The 15475-nt window shown below is 72.7% G+C and carries 13 protein-coding genes; 6 read left to right on the forward strand and 7 right to left on the reverse strand.

Translation table 11 applies throughout. The annotated features are described in order from the left end of the window. The first annotated feature begins 121 nt into the window (after positions 1-121). Positions 122-559: a DUF1810 domain-containing protein gene (locus tag G407_RS0121585; protein WP_029032478.1), complete on the forward strand. Its 438-nt coding sequence runs from the start codon at positions 122-124 to the stop codon at positions 557-559. A 58-nt stretch (positions 560-617) separates the two neighbouring features. Continuing rightward, on the forward strand, positions 618-1895 hold the full coding sequence (locus tag G407_RS0121590; protein WP_052341724.1) for a cytochrome P450: 1278 nt from the start codon (positions 618-620) through the stop codon (positions 1893-1895). A 27-nt stretch (positions 1896-1922) separates the two neighbouring features. Here the strand turns inward: G407_RS0121590 and G407_RS29285 are convergent, their stop codons facing one another. From G407_RS29285 to G407_RS0121615, 5 genes are all read right to left on the reverse strand, one after another. Beyond that, on the reverse strand, positions 1923-5075 hold the full coding sequence (locus G407_RS29285) for an efflux RND transporter permease subunit (protein WP_043540340.1): 3153 nt from the start codon (positions 5073-5075) through the stop codon (positions 1923-1925). A gap of 4 nt (positions 5076-5079) precedes the next feature. Next, complete coding sequence (locus tag G407_RS29290; protein ID WP_052341725.1) at positions 5080-6237, reverse strand: efflux RND transporter periplasmic adaptor subunit; 1158 nt, start codon at positions 6235-6237, stop codon at positions 5080-5082. A 71-nt stretch (positions 6238-6308) separates the two neighbouring features. Beyond that, the gene (locus G407_RS0121605; protein WP_029032480.1) at positions 6309-6746 is read right to left on the reverse strand and encodes a universal stress protein; all 438 of its coding nucleotides are present in this window, start codon (positions 6744-6746) and stop codon (positions 6309-6311) included. 35 nt (positions 6747-6781) lie between these two features. Then, positions 6782-9502, reverse strand: coding sequence for a TRAP transporter permease (locus G407_RS29295; RefSeq protein WP_052341726.1), 2721 nt, complete (start codon positions 9500-9502; stop codon positions 6782-6784). Positions 9503-9644: 142 nt separating this feature from the next. Further along, positions 9645-10634, reverse strand: coding sequence for a TAXI family TRAP transporter solute-binding subunit (locus G407_RS0121615; RefSeq protein ID WP_084327716.1), 990 nt, complete (start codon positions 10632-10634; stop codon positions 9645-9647). Positions 10635-10901: 267 nt separating this feature from the next. Here G407_RS0121615 and G407_RS0121620 point away from each other — a divergent pair, with 267 nt between their 5' ends. Together G407_RS0121620 and denD are read left to right on the forward strand one after the other, a co-directional pair. Beyond that, complete coding sequence (locus tag G407_RS0121620; RefSeq protein ID WP_029032482.1) at positions 10902-11660, forward strand: SDR family oxidoreductase; 759 nt, start codon at positions 10902-10904, stop codon at positions 11658-11660. Between the two features lie 29 nt (positions 11661-11689). Continuing rightward, entirely contained in the window at positions 11690-12673 is a 984-nt protein-coding gene (denD, locus tag G407_RS0121625; RefSeq protein WP_029032483.1) for a D-erythronate dehydrogenase, read from the forward strand. A gap of 88 nt (positions 12674-12761) precedes the next feature. On the opposite strand, the gene G407_RS0121630 is transcribed toward denD, so the two are convergent. Together G407_RS0121630 and G407_RS0121635 are read right to left on the reverse strand one after the other, a co-directional pair. Further along, entirely contained in the window at positions 12762-12959 is a 198-nt protein-coding gene (locus G407_RS0121630; RefSeq protein ID WP_029032484.1) for a CsbD family protein, read from the reverse strand. Between the two features lie 75 nt (positions 12960-13034). After that, entirely contained in the window at positions 13035-13526 is a 492-nt protein-coding gene (locus G407_RS0121635) for a hypothetical protein (RefSeq protein ID WP_029032485.1), read from the reverse strand. 249 nt (positions 13527-13775) lie between these two features. Between G407_RS0121635 and G407_RS0121640 the strand changes: the two genes are divergently transcribed. Further along, complete coding sequence (locus tag G407_RS0121640) at positions 13776-14627, forward strand: PRC-barrel domain-containing protein (RefSeq protein WP_029032486.1); 852 nt, start codon at positions 13776-13778, stop codon at positions 14625-14627. Between the two features lie 326 nt (positions 14628-14953). Then, positions 14954-15469, forward strand: a complete 516-nt coding sequence (locus tag G407_RS31910) for a putative pterin-binding protein (RefSeq protein WP_052341727.1) — start codon at positions 14954-14956, stop codon at positions 15467-15469. Positions 15470-15475: the final 6 nt, after the last annotated feature.

Consider the following 15475-nt stretch of genomic DNA (forward strand, 5'->3'; position numbering starts at 1 on the left):
TCGCTCGGGTGTATGCTGTGGGCGAGCGAACGCGGCCGTGGCCTCCGGCGTTGCGGCGGCGCGCGGTCGCGGGGCCACAAGTCGGGGGGCCACGAGTCGGGGGCCACGAGGAGAGGGCGAGATGGCGGACGACTACGACCTCGCGCGCTTCGTCGCGGCGCAGGAGCCGGTCTGGGCGGAAGTGCGCGCCGAGCTCGCCGCGGGCGCGAAGCGGTCGCACTGGATGTGGTTCGTCTTCCCGCAGCTCGCGGCGCTCGGCCGCAGCGCCACCGCGCGCCGCTACGGCCTGTCCGGCCTCGGCGAGGCGCGCGCCTATCTCGCCCATCCGCTGCTCGGACCCCGCCTGCGCGAGGCCGTCCGCCTCCTCCTGCCTCACGAAGGCGCCGACATCCACGCCATCCTCGGCAGCCCCGACGACCTCAAGCTGCGCTCCTGCCTGACGCTGTTCCGGGAGGCCACGGACGACGAGGCGGACGCGGCGCTGTTCCAGCGCGGGCTCGACGCGTTCTACGGCGGGCGCGCGGACGCGGCGACGCTGGAGATCCTCGGTCGCGGGTGATGCGAACCGCCGCGACGGCACGGGCGTTCGCCTCCACCAGCAGCGAAGAGGCCGCCCCATGCCGGACCGCGATCCCGCACCCCTCGACACCACCTCGATCCCCCGCGCCCGCATGCCCGACCTCACGCTGAGCTTCCTCGCGGAGGGCTACGACTTCATCCGCGAGCACTGCGCGTATCACGGCTCCGACGCGTTCGAGGCGCGGCTGCTCGGGCGCAGGACCGTGTTCTGCTACGGGGAGGAGGCGGCGCGGATGTTCTACGAGCCGGGGCGATTCACCCGGCGCGGGGCGGTGCCGAGCTTCGCCTTCAAGCTCCTGCAGGACGAGGGCTCGGTCGCGACCCTCGACGGCGAGGCGCACCGCGCCCGCAAGGCGCTGTTCATGTCCTTCATGACACCGGTGCGGCTCGATGCCGTCGCCGACGCCGCCGCCTCCCGCCTGCGCGACCGCCTCGCCGCCTATCCAGACGGCGCCGCGCTGCACGACGTCGTGCGCGACGTGCTCTGCCGGGTCGCCTGCGACTGGGTCGGGGTGCCGGCGTCGCCGGACGAGGTCGCGAGCCTCGCGGAGGAGGCGGGCGCGATGATCGACGAGGCGGGCTCCGTCGGCCCGGCGAACTGGATCGCGCGCCTGCGGCGGCATCGGTCGGAGGAGATGCTCGCCCATCTCGCCCGCGAGGCGCGGGCGGGGCGCCTCGAGCTGCCGGAGGGCAGCCCGGCCGCGGCCTTCGTGGCCTGGCGCGGGCCGGACGGCGCGCCGCTGGACGATGCGGTGGTGGCGGTCGAGCTCCTCAACCTGATCCGCCCGATTGTCGCGATCGCCCGCTTCGTCACGTTCGCGGCTCTGGCGCTCCACGAGCATCCCGCGGCGCGCGAGGCGATCCGCGCACACGAGGAGGGCCAGCTCGGCCGTTTCGTCTCGGAGGTGCGGCGCACGACGCCGTTCTTCCCGGCGATCGCCGGGCGCGTGCGCACGCCCTTCGCGTGGCGGGGGCGCGCCTTCGAGGAGGGCGAGCTCGTGGTGCTCGATCTCTACGGCACCGACCGCGATCCGCGCCTGTGGCGCGACGCGGCGCGCTTCGACCCGGCGCGCTTCCACGGACGCGAGCCCGGCGCCTACGACCTGATCCCGCAGGGCGGCGGCGACCCGTTCTCGGGCCATCGCTGCGCCGGGGAATGGCTGACGATCGTGGTGATGGAGGCGATGACGGCCGTCCTCGCCCGCGAGGCCGTCTGGCGGGTGCCGGAGCAGGACCTCTCCGTGAGCCTCACGGACATGCCCGCGCTGCCGAAGAGCGGGCTCGTGCTCGCCGACGTGCGCCTGGAGGCCGGCTGAGGCGCACGGCCCGCGGGGCGCGCGACCTCATTCCGCCGGAAGGCGGCGCGCGCCGGTGCCGTCACCCCGTTCCGCCGCCGCGAGCTCGGCGTCGAGCCGGGCGGCCTCCGCGGCCCGGGGCTTCGAGAAGCGGGCGAGGAGGAGGTAGGCGACGGGCGTGAGGAACAGGGTGAACAGGACGGAGAGCCCCAGCCCGCCGACGACGACCCAGCCGAGCGCCGCGCGCGCCTCGGCGCCGGCGCCGTCCGACAGGACCAGCGGCAGGCCGCCCAGCACGGTCGAGATCAGGGTCATCATCACCGGGCGGAAGCGCACGACGGAGGCCTCGAGCGCCGCCTCGCGCACGGTCATTCCCTCGTCGCGCAGCTGGTTGGCGAACTCGACGATGAGGATGCCGTTCTTGGCCATGAGCCCGATCAGCATCACGAGGCCGATCTGGCTGTAGATGTTGAGGCTCGTCCCCGTCGCCGCCATCGCCAGCGCCGCCGCCCCGAGGCCGAAGGGCACGACGAGCATGATCACGACGCCCGATGCCACGCTCTCGAACTGCGCGGCCAGCACCAGGAGCACGATGGCGAGCGCGAAGGCGAAGGTGATGGCCACGCCCCGCGACGTCTCCTCCAGCGCCGCCGCCTCGCCGAGGAAGGCGATCGTCTGGCCGGGCGCGAGGAGCGGCGTCGCCACCGCGCGTACCTGCTCGATCGCCGCGCGCAGCGGCAGGTCGGCGGGCAGGCCGGCCTCCACGGTCACCGAGCGGCGCTGGCGCTCGCGCTCGAGCGAGGGCGAGACGCTCTCCTCGGTGAGGCTCGCCAGCGCCGAGAGCGGCACGAGCGCGCCGTTGTTGCCGCGCAGCAGGATCTGGGCGAGGTCGTCGGGCTGTGAGACCGCGCCCTCCGGCGTGCGCAACCGCACCTCCACCGCCCGGTCGCGGACGAAGACGTCGCCGACGCGGCGTCCGTCGAGCGCGGTCTGGAGCGCGAGCGCGACGTCAGCGGGATCGACGCCGAGGTCGGCGGCGCGCGCCGTGTCGAGCCGGATCGAGAGCTGCGGCTGGCTGACGTCGATCGACAGCGAGGGATTCGTCAGCGCCGGCAGCTCGCGCCGCAGCGCGGAGACGAGGCCGAGGCCGGTGTCGGTGATGGCGTCGTAGTCCTCGCCGAGCACCGCGATGCGCAGGCCCTGGCCGCCGCCGCGGATGCCGAGCGAGTTCGGCGAGATGGCGCGGGCCTGGACGCCGACGATCGCGCCGAGCTTGCCGTTGATCTCGGACACGATCGCCTGCTGGCCGCGCTCGCGCTCGGCCCAGTCGACCAGCGGGGCCGCGATGAAGGCCCGGTTCGAGCGGCCCCAGGTGCCGATGACGGCGAGCACGCTCTCGATCTCGCCGGCCTCGACATAGGGCTCGAGGATCGCCTCGACCTGCGCGACCTTGCCGTCGGTATAGGCGAGCGACGCGCCCTGCGGCGCCGAGACGACGAGCAGCACGAAGCCGCGGTCCTCCGGCGGCGTCAGCTCCTCGGGCAGGCTCGACCAGGCGATCCAGGCGGCGACGCCGAAGAGCGCGCACACGGTCAGCACGACGAGCGGCAGCGCGAGCGCGCGGGCGAGGAGGACGCGGTAGAGCGCCACGAACCAGCCGCCGACCGTCGCCAGCGGGTCGATCCGCCGACGCGGCGCACCGTCCGCGCTCGGCGCCTCGTCCTTCAGGAGGCGCGAGGCGAGCATGGGTGCGAGCGTGAGCGCGACGAAGGAGGAGAGCACCACGGCTGCGGCGAGCGTGAAGCCGAACTCGGCGAAGAGCCGGCCCGCCTGTCCGGGCAGGAACGAGATCGGGATGAACACGGCGGCGAGCGTCAGCGTCGTCGCGACGACCGCGAAGAAGACCTGGCGCGTGCCGAGCACGGCGGCGGCGCGCGCGCCCATCCCCTCCGCCCGGCGGCGCTCGATGTTCTCGATCACCACGATGGCGTCGTCGACGACGATGCCCGTGGCGAGCACGAGGGCGAGCAGCGTCAGCACGTTGACGGAGAAGCCCATCAGGTAGATCGCGGCGAGCGTGCCGACGATGGCGATCGGCACGGTGACGGTGGGGATGATCGTCGCGCGCCAGGAGCGGAAGAACAGGAGGATGATCACGACGACGAGGATCGTCGCAATCACGAGGGTGCTCAGCACCTCCGCCACGGCGCTGCCGACGAAGACGGCGTCGTCCGAGCGCACGGCGACGACGATGCCCTCGGGGAGCGAGCGGTTGAGCTCGTCCACCGTCTCGCGCACGGCGTTCGAGATGGCGATCGTGTTGGAGCTCGCCTGGCGCAGGATGCCCGCGCCGAGCCCGACGCGCCCGTCCGAGCGCAGCACCATCTCGTCGTCGGCGGGCCCGAGCGAGACGGACGCGACGTCACGGATGCGGGTGCCGCGGTCGACGAAGGTCGCCTCGATCTCGTCGACCGAGCGCGCGGCGGCGCCCGCCTCGACGAGCACGGTCGAGGACGGCATGCGCAGGTCGCCGGCCGGCGCGTCCGAGAGGACGCCGTCGAGGGCGCGGCGGACGTCGGCGATGGTGAGGCCCCGCGCGTTGAGCGCGGCGACGTCGAGTGTCACCCGGAAGACCGGCTCGCGCAGGCCGTAGGCCTGCACGTCGGCGACGCCCTCCACCGCCGCGAGCCGGTCGAAGACGAGCCGCTCGGCCAGCGCCGACAGCTCCTCGATGGCGTGGCGGTCGGAGACGACGGCGAGGCGCAGGATCGCGTCGCCGTCCGCGTCCGCCTTCACGACCCGCGGCTCGGCGGCGTCCTCGGGGAGGCGGCCGACGATGCCGGACACGGCGTCGCGCATGTCGTTGGCGGCGATGTCGAGATCGACGCCCTCGCCGAACTCGGCGACGATGCGGCTGCGTCCCCGCGCGCTCGACGAGGACACCGAGACGAGCCCGGGCACCCGCGCCACCGCGCCCTCGACGAGGCGCGTCACCTGCGCGTCGATGGCCGCGGGCGTGGCGCCGGCGAACTCGGTCGTGACGGTGACGACCGGGCGGTCGACGTCGGGCAGCTCGCGCACGGACACGCCGAAGAGCGCGGCGAGGCCGGCGAGCACGATCATCAGGCTCATCACCGCCGCGAGCGTCGGGCGGCGCACGCACAGCGAGGCGACGTCGGCGGCGCGGGAATAGGCGCTCATGCGCTCAGCTCCGCTCGCCGCCGGGGGAGACGGCGCCCGCCGGCGGCCCCTCCTTCGCGATCTCGACCTCAGCCCCGTCGCGCAGGCGCTGGACGCCCTCGAGCACGACCTGCTCGCCCGCCGAAAGCGGCGCCTCGACGAGGACGACACCGTCCGCGCGGCCGGCGAGCGCCACGCGCACCTGCGTCACCGCGCCGTCGGCGACGCGCCAGACGTAGGGGCCTTCGCGGTCCCATTGCAGCGCCTGCGCGGGCACGGCGACGCGCGACGCGCCGGGGAAGGCGAGGGTGACGGTGAAGCTCATGCCCGGCCGCAGCCGGTCGTCGGCGTTGGCGATCTCGGCGCGCACGGGGAGCGCGCGGCTGTCTGGGTCGACGCGGCTGTCGATCTCGGTCACGGTCGCCGTGAAGGTCTCGCCCGGGTAGGCGGCGGTGTGGGCGAGGACGCCGTCGCCCCGCGCGACGCGAGCGGCGAGCCGCTCGGGCACGGGAAAGCGCACGAGGATGCGGCCGCGGTCGTCCAGCGCGGCGACGGGCGTCTGCGTCGTCACGCGCTGGCCGATCTCGACCTGCGAGAGGCCGAGGCTCCCGGCGAAGGGCGCCTCCAGCGTGCGGCGCTCGAGCGCGAGCTCGGCGGCGGCGACCTGCGTGTGCGCCTCGGCGAGGGCGGCCTGCGCCTCCTCGAGCTGGACGGCGGAGGCGGAGCGGCTCTCGGCGAGGCTCTGCAGGCGCGCGGCGCGATCACGGGCGAGGTCGGCGGCGATCGTCGCACGTTCCAGCGCGATGCGCTCCGCGCGGTCGTCGAGCGACAGGAGCGGCGCGCCGGCCTCGACCCGGTCCCCGGGCGCGAAGCGCACGGCGGTGACGAGGCCGTCGTCCGGGGCGAACAGCGTCACGGAGCGCGCCGCCTCGGCGGTGCCGATGACGTCGAGGCGCGTCTCCTCGCGCGATTGCGCGACCGATCCCACGACGACCCGGCTCGGGCCGAAGCCGCCGCGGCGGAATCCACCCGCCGCCTCGCCGGGAGCCACCTCCGGGACCGGAAGCCCGACCCGCTCGGCGAGACCGACGATCGCCGCCGGGGCTGTCGCCGGCGAGACCATCGCCCAGCCCGCGAGCGCGCCCGCGACGAGCACCAGCGCGACGAGCGCTTGCTTCCACAATGCCATGAGCGTCCTGCCTCGCAGCGCGGCGACTGGGGCGGCGTGCCTCCCCGCGCTGCGGGATATCTATGTCACGCCGGTGCGGGCCGTACCACCAGTACGGACGTCCTCGCATGCCGGACCACTCGGGCGGCATTGGGGCCGAGGAGATAGTCCTCGAGCTCCGGCCGGTGGGCGGACATCACCACGAGATCCGCCTTGGTCTCCTGCGCCCAGTGCAGGATCTCGCGGTAGATGCCGCCGTGGCCGACGATGGTCCGGTGCGGGATCTCGGCGGGGATCACGGCGGCGGTGAAGGCGTTCAACTCCTCGTGAGCGCGCGCCAGCGCCTGGCGCTCGAACCCCTCCGGGAAGAAGCCGCCGACGAGCGCCATGCCGTAGTCCGGCACGACGTTGAGCACGTGGATCGTCGCGCCGAAGGCACGGGCGTACTCCACCACCGTGTCGACGGCGCGTTGCTCCGCCTCCCGGTGGCCGAGATCGACCGCGAGCAGGATGTTCGTGTACATCGTCGCACCTCCTTCGAGCTGTCGCTCCCGCGCCCTCAGGCGCGCGCCCCCTCGCTTCCGGCCGCGACCGTGGTCTCGCGCCCGCGCCGGTCCGCCTCCTGCCGCCTGGCGCGCCGCGACTGGGCGAGCCAGACGAGCCCGAACAGCAGCGCCGCCGGCAGGTACGACCAGGCGCGCGCCGGCTGCTCCACCGGGACCTCGACCGCCGTGATCACGACCGGGTTGTCCGGATCGTAGAAGTCGAGATGGCCGAGCGTGCGGCCGCCGGGGCTGCGCGGATCGAACGGCTCCTCCAGCAGCACCCGCTCGCCCTCGATCACGTAGACGAGCCCCGTCGCCTGCTCGAGCCGGGTCGCGGGGTCGAGAGCGGCGTCCGGCAGCGTGAAGGCGAGGGTGCGTTGCTCGACCTCGAGATCGGAGAAGCGGGGGCCGGACACGCCGATCCGGATGATCCCGCCTTCGGGCGTGCCCGCGATCGCGTCCTCGACCTGCGCCGCCGGCAGCGGCTCGTAGGGCGGCACGATCTGGTCGATCAGGAAGCCGGGGCGCAGCAGCAGGAAGGCGACGAGCAGGAGCGCGACCGTCTCCCAGATGCGATTGCGCACCAGGAAGAACGCCTGCGTCGCCGCGGCGAAGACGAGCATCGCCGCCGTCGCCTTCAGGAAGACCCAGATGCCCTGCACCCAGCCGACGTCGATCAGGAGGAGGTTCGTGTTGAACACGAAGATGAACGGCAGCAGCACCGTGCGCAGGCTGTAGAAGAACGCCGTGAAGCCGGTCTTCAGCGGGTCGCCCCGCGACACGGCCGCCGCGGCGAAGGAGGCGAGACCGACGGGTGGCGTCACGTCCGCCATGATGCCGAAGTAGAACACGAACAGGTGCGCGGCGATGAGCGGGATGATGATGCCGTTCGCCTGCCCCAGCTCGACGATGACCGGCGCCATCAGGGTCGCCACCACGATGTAGTTCGCCGTCGTCGGCAGGCCCATGCCGAGCACGAGTGAGATCAGCGCCGTGAAGACGAGGATGAGCAGGATGTTGCCGCCCGACAGGAACTCGACGAACTCCGCCATCACCTGCCCGATGCCGGTGAGCGTCACCGCGCCCACGATGATGCCGGCGGTTGCGGTGGCGCAGGCGATGCCGATCATGTTGCGGGAGCCCAGGATGAGGCCCTGGGTCAGGTCGGCGACGCCCTCCCTGAAGGCGGCGCCCACCTGCGCGCCCCGCACCCTGCGGAACAGTGCCTTGAGCGGCTTCTGCGTGAGCAGGATGACGACGAGCAGCACCACCGCGTAGAAGGCCGAGAGCCCCGGCGAGCGCTGCTCGATCATCAGGAACCAGACGAGCACGACGATCGGCAGGATGTAGTGCAGGCCGGTCTTGAGCACCTCGGTGGCGATCGGCAGCTCGAGCACCGGTGCGTCCGGATCGTCGATCTCGAGATCGGGGCCCTTCGAGGCGAGCCAGATCAGGCCGACATAGATCGCGGCCACCAGCGCCAGCAGGACGGGCGTCGACACGGACGGGAGGATCGCCTGGACGCCGCGGATCGACACGTAGACGAGCCCCGCGAGGATGACGATCGAGGCGATGGTGATGCCGGCGCGCAGGAGCGCGGTGGGCAGCGGATGGACGACGCGCTTGGGCAGCGCGGGCATGGCGTTCTTCAGGGCCTCGAGGTGCACGAGGTAGAGGAGCGCGATGTAGGAGATCACGGCCGGCAGGAAGGCGTGGGTGATCACCTCCGTGTAGGGGATGCCGACGTACTCCACCATGAGGAAGGCGGCGGCGCCCATGACGGGCGGCATGATCTGGCCGTTGACCGAGGAGGCGACCTCGACCGAGCCCGCCTTCTCGGCGGAGAAGCCGACGCGCTTCATCAGCGGGATGGTGAAGGTGCCCGTCGTCACCACGTTGGCGATGGAGGAGCCCGAGATCAGGCCCGTCATCATCGAGGAGAGGACGGCCGCCTTCGCCGGCCCGCCGCGCAGATGGCCGAGCAGGGCGAAGGCGAGCTTGATGAAGAAGTTGCCGGCCCCCGCCTTGTCGAGCAGCGAGCCGAACAGCACGAACAGGAAGACGAAGCTCGCCGACACGCCGAGCGCGACGCCGAAGACGCCCCCGGACGTCAGCCACATCTGGTCCATGGCGCGCGAGAACGAGGCGCCGCCCCACTGGATCACGTCGGGCAGGAAGGCGGCCGAGCCGAAGAAGACGTAGAGCAGGAAGACGATCGCGACGATCGCGAGCGGCGGTCCCAGCGCCCGGCGCGTCGCCTCGAGCAGGAGCACGAGGCCGGCTCCCGCGGCGGCGAGGTCCGCCGTCGTCGGCAGGCCCGGGCGCGCGGAGATCTCGCGGTAGAAGATGAAGATGTAGAGCGCGCAATACGTCGCCGCCGCCGCCAGCACGAGATCCAGGATCGGGATGCGGTCGCGCGGCGAGCGCGAGAAGGCCGGATAGGCGCAATAGGCGAGGAACAGCGCGAAGCCGAGGTGGATCGGCCGGATCTGCGCGTCGTTCAGCACCAGCGGCAGCCCCGTGAGCTGCGACGCCAGGAACGGCAGCGGCGAGGCGATGTAGAGCTGGAACAGCGCCCAGGCGAGGGCGATGCCGGTGACCGCGAGCCCGATCGGCCCGCGCGGGTTGCGGGCGCCGGTATCCGCCTTGGCGACGAGATCGTCGAGCTCGCGCTTGGAGGGACCATCGCTCCCCGAGGGACCTCCGCTCGCGGCCGTCCTGGTCTCGTCGGTCATCGCACGCCTCACGCCGGCGACGCGCGGGCGAGCCGACGTCGCGATGGAATCGGGAGACGCCGTCCCCCGGTGAGCCCGTGCGGGCTCCCGGGGGGCGGCGGTGTCGCTCAGGCCCGGGAATGCGAGGCCCGACGAAGGCCGCTCACTGGAGCCAGCCGCGCTCGCGGTAGTACCGCTCCGCGCCCGGATGCAGCGGGGCGGAGAGGCCGCTCGAGATCATGGTCTCGGGATCCAGGTTGGCGAGCGCCGGGTGGAGCGCCGTGAAGTCCTCGAAGTTGTCGAAGACCGACTTCACCAGCGTGTACACGGCCTCCTCGGAGACGTCCGCTGAGGTGACGAAGGTCGCGCCGACGCCGAAGGTCTCGGTCGGCTCGTCCGTTCCCGGGTAGAGGCCACCGGGGACCTCGGCCTTGAAGTAGTACGGGAACTCCTCGACGAGCGCGTCGACGTAGTCCCCCGTGACGTCCACGAGCACGGCGTCGCAGGTGGCGGTGGCCTCCTGGATCGAGCCGTTCGGGTGGCCGACGCTGTAGACGAAGGCGTCGATGTTGTTGTCGCACAGGGCGGCCGACTGCTCGGCCGGCGCGAGCTCGGAGGCGAGCGCGAACGTGTCGTTCGTCCAGCCCTTGCGCTCCATCAGGATGTCCATGATGGCGCGCTGGCCGGAGCCGGGGTTGCCGATGTTGACGCGCTTGCCCTCGAGATCGTCGAAGTGATCGATGCCGGCCTCGGCGCGGGCGAGCACGTTGAAGGGCTCGGGATGCAGCGAGAAGACCGAGCGCAGGTTCTCCTGCGCGCCCTGCTCGGCGAAGCGGCCCTCGCCGCTGAACGCCTGATAGTGGACGTCGGACTGCGCCACGCCGAAGTCGAGGTCGCCGCCGCGGATGGCGTTGACGTTGTAGACCGAGCCGCCGGTCGATTCGACCGAGCAGCGGATGCCGTGGTCGCGGCGGGTCTGGTTCATCAGGCGGCAGATCGCGCCGCCGACCGGGTAGTAGACGCCGGTGACGCCGCCAGTGCCGATCGAGACGAATTGCTGCTGCTGGGCGGCGGCGCCGGTCGACGCGCCGCCGATCGCGAGCGCCATCGTGGCGGCAGCCAGCGTCGTCTTCAGGGCGAATTGTGCGTGCATGTTCTCGTGTCTCCGTCTGTTCGAGGGAACGACACGCCCGCGTGGTAGGCGTTTTCGTCGTTTTATCCACGCTGCGGAAGTCTTAGCCCATACCTCCGTCGCTTGCCAAGGCGAACCCCCTCCAAGGCTCCGCTTGCCCTCGAGGTTCCGCCTGCCTCCCGCTCGCGCGGGTGCGAAGACGCGCGCGGGCGGCTTTGCCGGCTTTCGCCCGCGCGCCGGCGCGCTACAGTGCGGGCGAAAGCCACGAGGCGAACGGGGGAGGGCGCGATGGGAGGACGGCTGGACGGCAAGGTCGCGCTGGTCACGGCGGCGGGGCAGGGGATCGGGCGCGCCATCGCGGCGGCCTTCGTCGCGGAAGGCGCCGTCGTCCTCGCGACGACCCTGAACGCGGAGGATCTCGATGGCCTTCCCGCCACGCGCCGCATCGGGCTCGATGTCACCTCCACCGCCGCGGTGGAGGCGCTCGCGGCCGAGGTGGCGCAGGAGCACGGCGGCATCGACGTCCTCGCCAACTGCGCCGGATGGGTCGCCCACGGCACGGTGCTCGAGTGCGACGAGGCGGACTGGGACCGGTCCTTCGACCTCAACGTCAAGTCCATGCACCGCACCATCAAGGCCTTCCTGCCCGGCATGCTGGCGCGCGGCGGCGGCTCGATCGTCAACATCTCCTCCGGCGCCTCGTCCCTGAAGGGTGCGCCGGCGCGCTACGCCTACGGCGCCACCAAGGCGGCGGTGATCGGGCTGACCAAGGCGGTCGCGATCGACTTCATCCGCCAGGGCGTGCGCTGCAATGCGATCTGCCCCGGTACCATCCACTCCCCGTCGCTCGACGGCCGCATCGCCGCGCTGGCCGAACGCACGGGGCAGGACGAGGAGGCCGTGCGCGCGAGCTTCGTCGCGCGGCAGCCGATGGGCCGCATCGGCACGGCGGCCGAGGTCGCCGCCGCGGCCGTCCACCTCGCCGGCGACGAGAGCGCCTTCACCACCGGCACCACCCTCGTCGTGGACGGCGGCTGGACGCTGTGATCACCGAACCCAACGGAAGAACGACCCCCATGCACGTCCTCGTCACCGGCGCCGCCGGCATGATCGGCGCGAAGCTCGCCCGCCGCCTCGTCGCCGACGGGCGCATCGGCGCGCGCGAGATCGCCCGCCTCACCCTGCACGACGTGGTCGACCCGCCGGTCCCGGAGGGCGCGGGCTTTCCCGTCGAGACGATGGCCGCCGACATCGGCGACCCCGCCACGGCGACGCGGCTCGTGGCGGATCGTCCCGACGTGATCGTGCATCTCGCCGCCATCGTGTCGGGGGAGGCTGAGGCCGACTTCGAGAAGGGCTACCGGATCAACCTCGACGGCGGCCGGGCGCTGTTCGAGGCGGTGCGCGCGCACGGTGAGGGCTACCGGCCGCGCGTCGTCTTCGCCTCCTCCGTCGCCGTGTTCGGCGCGCCGCTGCCGGAACCCGTGCCGGAGGACCACGCGCTCACCCCGCTGACGAGCTACGGCACGCAGAAGGCGATCTGCGAGCTGCTGCTCGCCGACTACACCCGCCGCGGCATCCTCGACGGCGTCGGCATCCGCCTGCCGACGATCTGCGTGCGGCCGGGGCGGCCGAACAAGGCGGCCTCGGGCTTCTTCTCGAGCATCGTCCGCGAGCCCCTCGCGGGCGAGGAGGCCGTGCTGCCCGTGCCCGACGACGTGCGCCACTGGCACGCTTCGCCCCGCGCGGCGGTGGGCTTTCTCGTGCACGCGGCGACGCTCGACGGCGAGGCGATCGGCCCGCGCCGCACGCTCGACATGCCGGGCGTCTGCGTGAGCGTCGGCGAGCAGATCGAGGCGCTCCGCCGCGTCGCGGGCGACGCCGCGGTCGCCCGCATCCGCCGGGAGCCCGACCCGGCGATCGCGCGCATCATCGCCGGCTGGCCCCGCGCCTTCGCCCCGAAGCGTGCGCTCGCGCTGGGCTTTCGGGCGGAAGAGAGCTTCGACGAGATCATCCGCGTCCACGTGGAGGACGAGCTCGGCGGGCGGATCGCCGTGTGAGCCGGCATTCGCCCGGGGGGAGGCGGGGGGCGAGCGGCCGCGATCGTCTCGCGAGCACCGCTCGGCCCCGCCCGCGTCCCTGCGCGCGTCAGAGACCGCGTTCCCAGTCGGACACCTGTCGGTCGGCCTCGTCCTTGGCGATTCCGTAGCGCTCCTGGATGCGGCCGACGAGCTCGTCCCGGTGCCCCTCGACCCGGGTGAGGTCGTCGTCGGTGAGCTTGCCCCATTGCTGCTTGGCGCGGCCCTTGATCTGGTTCCAATTGCCGCGGAACTGCTCGCTGTTCATCGCTCGTCTCCCGTCGTCCTGATCGGTACCGGGCCCGGGCCGCACGGGGCCCGGGCCCGGTATAGGCGTGACGGATCACTGGTTGGTCCGGTTGCCCTGGCCGCCCTGACCGCCCCGGTTCGTCTGGCCGGTGGCGCCGGTCTGGTCCTGGTCCGTCGGCTGGCCGGTGCCCTGGCCCGTCTGGCCCATTCCGCCCTGCATGCCGCCCTGCATGCCGCCCTGCATGATGCCCTGCATCATGCCCGACGGGTTCACGACCATCATCACCATCTCGCCCGAGGGGGCGCGGGCGGAGACGAGGTAGGCGGCGTCGAGCAGGGTGACCTCCTCGAACCCGGCCTGGTTCAGCGCGTCGCGCACCTGGCCCTGGCTCGCGATGCGCGAGCGCATGGCCTCCTCGGCGGACTGGTTCTGCTGGCCCGGCTGGGCCTGCATCTGCTGCTGCGCCGGAGCCTGGCCGCGGTTCTGGCCCTGGTTCTGGCCCTGGTTCTGCGTCGCGTCCTGCGCGAGCGCGGGGAAGGCGGCGGTGCCGGCGAGCGCGAGGGCCGTGATCAGCGTCTTGTGCATGTCGGATTCCTCCTGTGCGGTTTCCCGAGCGGGCGTTCACCCGCTCGTCCCCGGCAAGGCACATCCGCGATTCGTGTTCCCGCCGCCCGCCTCCCGATCCGGCGGCCGGCCGTTCGGAACATCGCGGGCGCCCTCTCGTTGGCACCTCGGAGAGCGACCGCGACGCACGCCTACGCTGCGCGCCTTCGCGGTCCGGCCGCCGCCCGCGACCCCGCGGGCGCGGCACATCAATCGGAAAGGAGCAAGCCCATGCTCAAGCGCACCTCCACGATCGCCCTTCTGGCCGCCATGGCGGCCGCGCCCGCGATGGCGCAGAACGCGACCGTCGCGCCCGTGACCGAGGGCGTCGCCCAAGGCGGCACGCTCGCCGCCGAGAACATCGTCGCGATGTCCGACTGGCGCTACGACGAGATGTACGCCGGCGGCATGAGCGCCGAGGAGTTCATCGACGAGTACGAGGTCTACGGCGCCGCCGGCGAGGACATCGGAGACGTCGAGGATGTGATCGTCGGCGCCGACGGCCGGATCCTCGCGGTCGTCGCCGAGATCGGCGGCTTCCTCGACATCGGCGACACGCACGTCGCCGTGCCGTGGGACGAGGTCGAGATGGCGGTCGGCGAGCAGGCGATCACGATTCCCGTCACCGAAGACACGATCGACCAGTACGGCGTGTTCGGCACCGGCTACTACGGTGACGACTACGGCGTCGGCGGCGAGGTGGCCGCGACGGGCGCGGTGGTCGAGCAGGAGGTCGTGACCGGCCTCGACGACGCGGAGCTGGGGCCCCGTGCCTACCGCGTCTCGGAGATCATCGGCGACTACGCCCGCATTCGCGGCGAGGACGACACGCCGCGCAACTACGGCTACGTCAACGACGTGATCCTCTCCGAGGGCCGCGTGCAGGCCGTCGTGGTGAGCGCGGACGCCGCCTACGGCCGCGGCTACTACGCCTATCCCTATTACGGCCCGTACGGCTACGCGGGCGGCTGGGGCACGAACTACGGCTACGGCACCGGCGCCTACTACGACCTGCCCTACGGCGAGGCCGACATCGGCGAGGCGCAGCCGTTCGAGTACGAGCGTCTGGGCGGGGACATGTGATCGCGCTCCCAGCGACGTGACGATCGGGAGGGGTCCGGCGAGAGCCGGGCCCCTTTTTTGCTAAGGCCTGTCGGTCGCCTGCGGGACGTATGCTCGAAGCGAATGTCTGCCATGCCGAGGACGCGTGACAGGCGGGGTTCCGCAGTTCTGCGCCGCAGGCGGCAGGTTGCGGCCCGCGCCGGGTGGCGACCGCTCGCCCTCATCGGTGCGATCGGCGTCGGCGACGTCCACCCGTCGCTCTGCGATCGGCTTAAGCTCTTCGTCACGCCGCCGGGCCATGGTCCGCCTCCCGCCGCGCCGCCGAGCGGGATAGGTGGAGGATCACCGTGATACGCCTCGCAGCTTCTTTCGCGATCGCCTGCGCTCTCGTTCTGCCGGCGGCCCCGGCCGCGGCGCAGGCCGGCGAGCGCGAGACCGCGCCGGGCGCCATGGTGCGCGCGGACGCGGCGACCATCCGCGTGGGGCCGGCCTCATCGGGCCGTGTGCTGTCGATCGCCGAGATCGAGCGGCTGCCGATGGTCGAGATCCCGAGCGCGATGTCGCTCGACCCCGAGGGCGTGCTGTTCCAGGGCGTTCTGCTGTCGGACGTGCTGCGCCTGGTCGGCGCGCACGAGGCCGAGGCCGTCACCCTGCGCGCGTCCGACGGCTATGCCGCCGATGTCCCGCGAGAGGACTGGGAGCGCTGGCCGCTCGTGCTCGCGACCCGCGCCGACGGCGAGCTCCTCGATGCCCGCGCCCGCGGCCCGGCACGGCTGCTCTACCCCGTCCATCTCCACCCCGAGCTCGACGACCGGATCTACGTCGACCGGAGCGTCTGGCTCCTCTCCGAGATCGAATGGTGAGGCGAT

Origin of the sequence: Salinarimonas rosea DSM 21201 (genome assembly GCF_000429045.1) — a bacterium.
Taxonomy (GTDB): Bacteria; Pseudomonadota; Alphaproteobacteria; order Rhizobiales; family Beijerinckiaceae; genus Salinarimonas; species Salinarimonas rosea.

What these genes read in the sequence shown, in the direction of transcription:
- G407_RS0121585 (WP_029032478.1), top strand. Translation starts at nt 122, where the DNA reads ATGGCGGACGACTACGACCTCGCGCGCTTCGTCGCGGCGCAGGAGCCG.
- G407_RS0121615 (WP_084327716.1), bottom strand. Translation starts at nt 10,634, where the DNA reads ATGCACGCACAATTCGCCCTGAAGACGACGCTGGCTGCCGCCACGATG.
- denD (WP_029032483.1), top strand. Translation starts at nt 11,690, where the DNA reads ATGCACGTCCTCGTCACCGGCGCCGCCGGCATGATCGGCGCGAAGCTC.
- G407_RS29285 (WP_043540340.1), bottom strand. Translation starts at nt 5,075, where the DNA reads ATGAGCGCCTATTCCCGCGCCGCCGACGTCGCCTCGCTGTGCGTGCGC.
- G407_RS0121630 (WP_029032484.1), bottom strand. Translation starts at nt 12,959, where the DNA reads ATGAACAGCGAGCAGTTCCGCGGCAATTGGAACCAGATCAAGGGCCGC.
- G407_RS0121635 (WP_029032485.1), bottom strand. Translation starts at nt 13,526, where the DNA reads ATGCACAAGACGCTGATCACGGCCCTCGCGCTCGCCGGCACCGCCGCC.
- G407_RS29295 (WP_052341726.1), bottom strand. Translation starts at nt 9,502, where the DNA reads ATGACCGACGAGACCAGGACGGCCGCGAGCGGAGGTCCCTCGGGGAGC.
- G407_RS0121640 (WP_029032486.1), top strand. Translation starts at nt 13,776, where the DNA reads ATGCTCAAGCGCACCTCCACGATCGCCCTTCTGGCCGCCATGGCGGCC.
- G407_RS0121605 (WP_029032480.1), bottom strand. Translation starts at nt 6,746, where the DNA reads ATGTACACGAACATCCTGCTCGCGGTCGATCTCGGCCACCGGGAGGCG.
- G407_RS0121590 (WP_052341724.1), top strand. Translation starts at nt 618, where the DNA reads ATGCCGGACCGCGATCCCGCACCCCTCGACACCACCTCGATCCCCCGC.
- G407_RS0121620 (WP_029032482.1), top strand. Translation starts at nt 10,902, where the DNA reads ATGGGAGGACGGCTGGACGGCAAGGTCGCGCTGGTCACGGCGGCGGGG.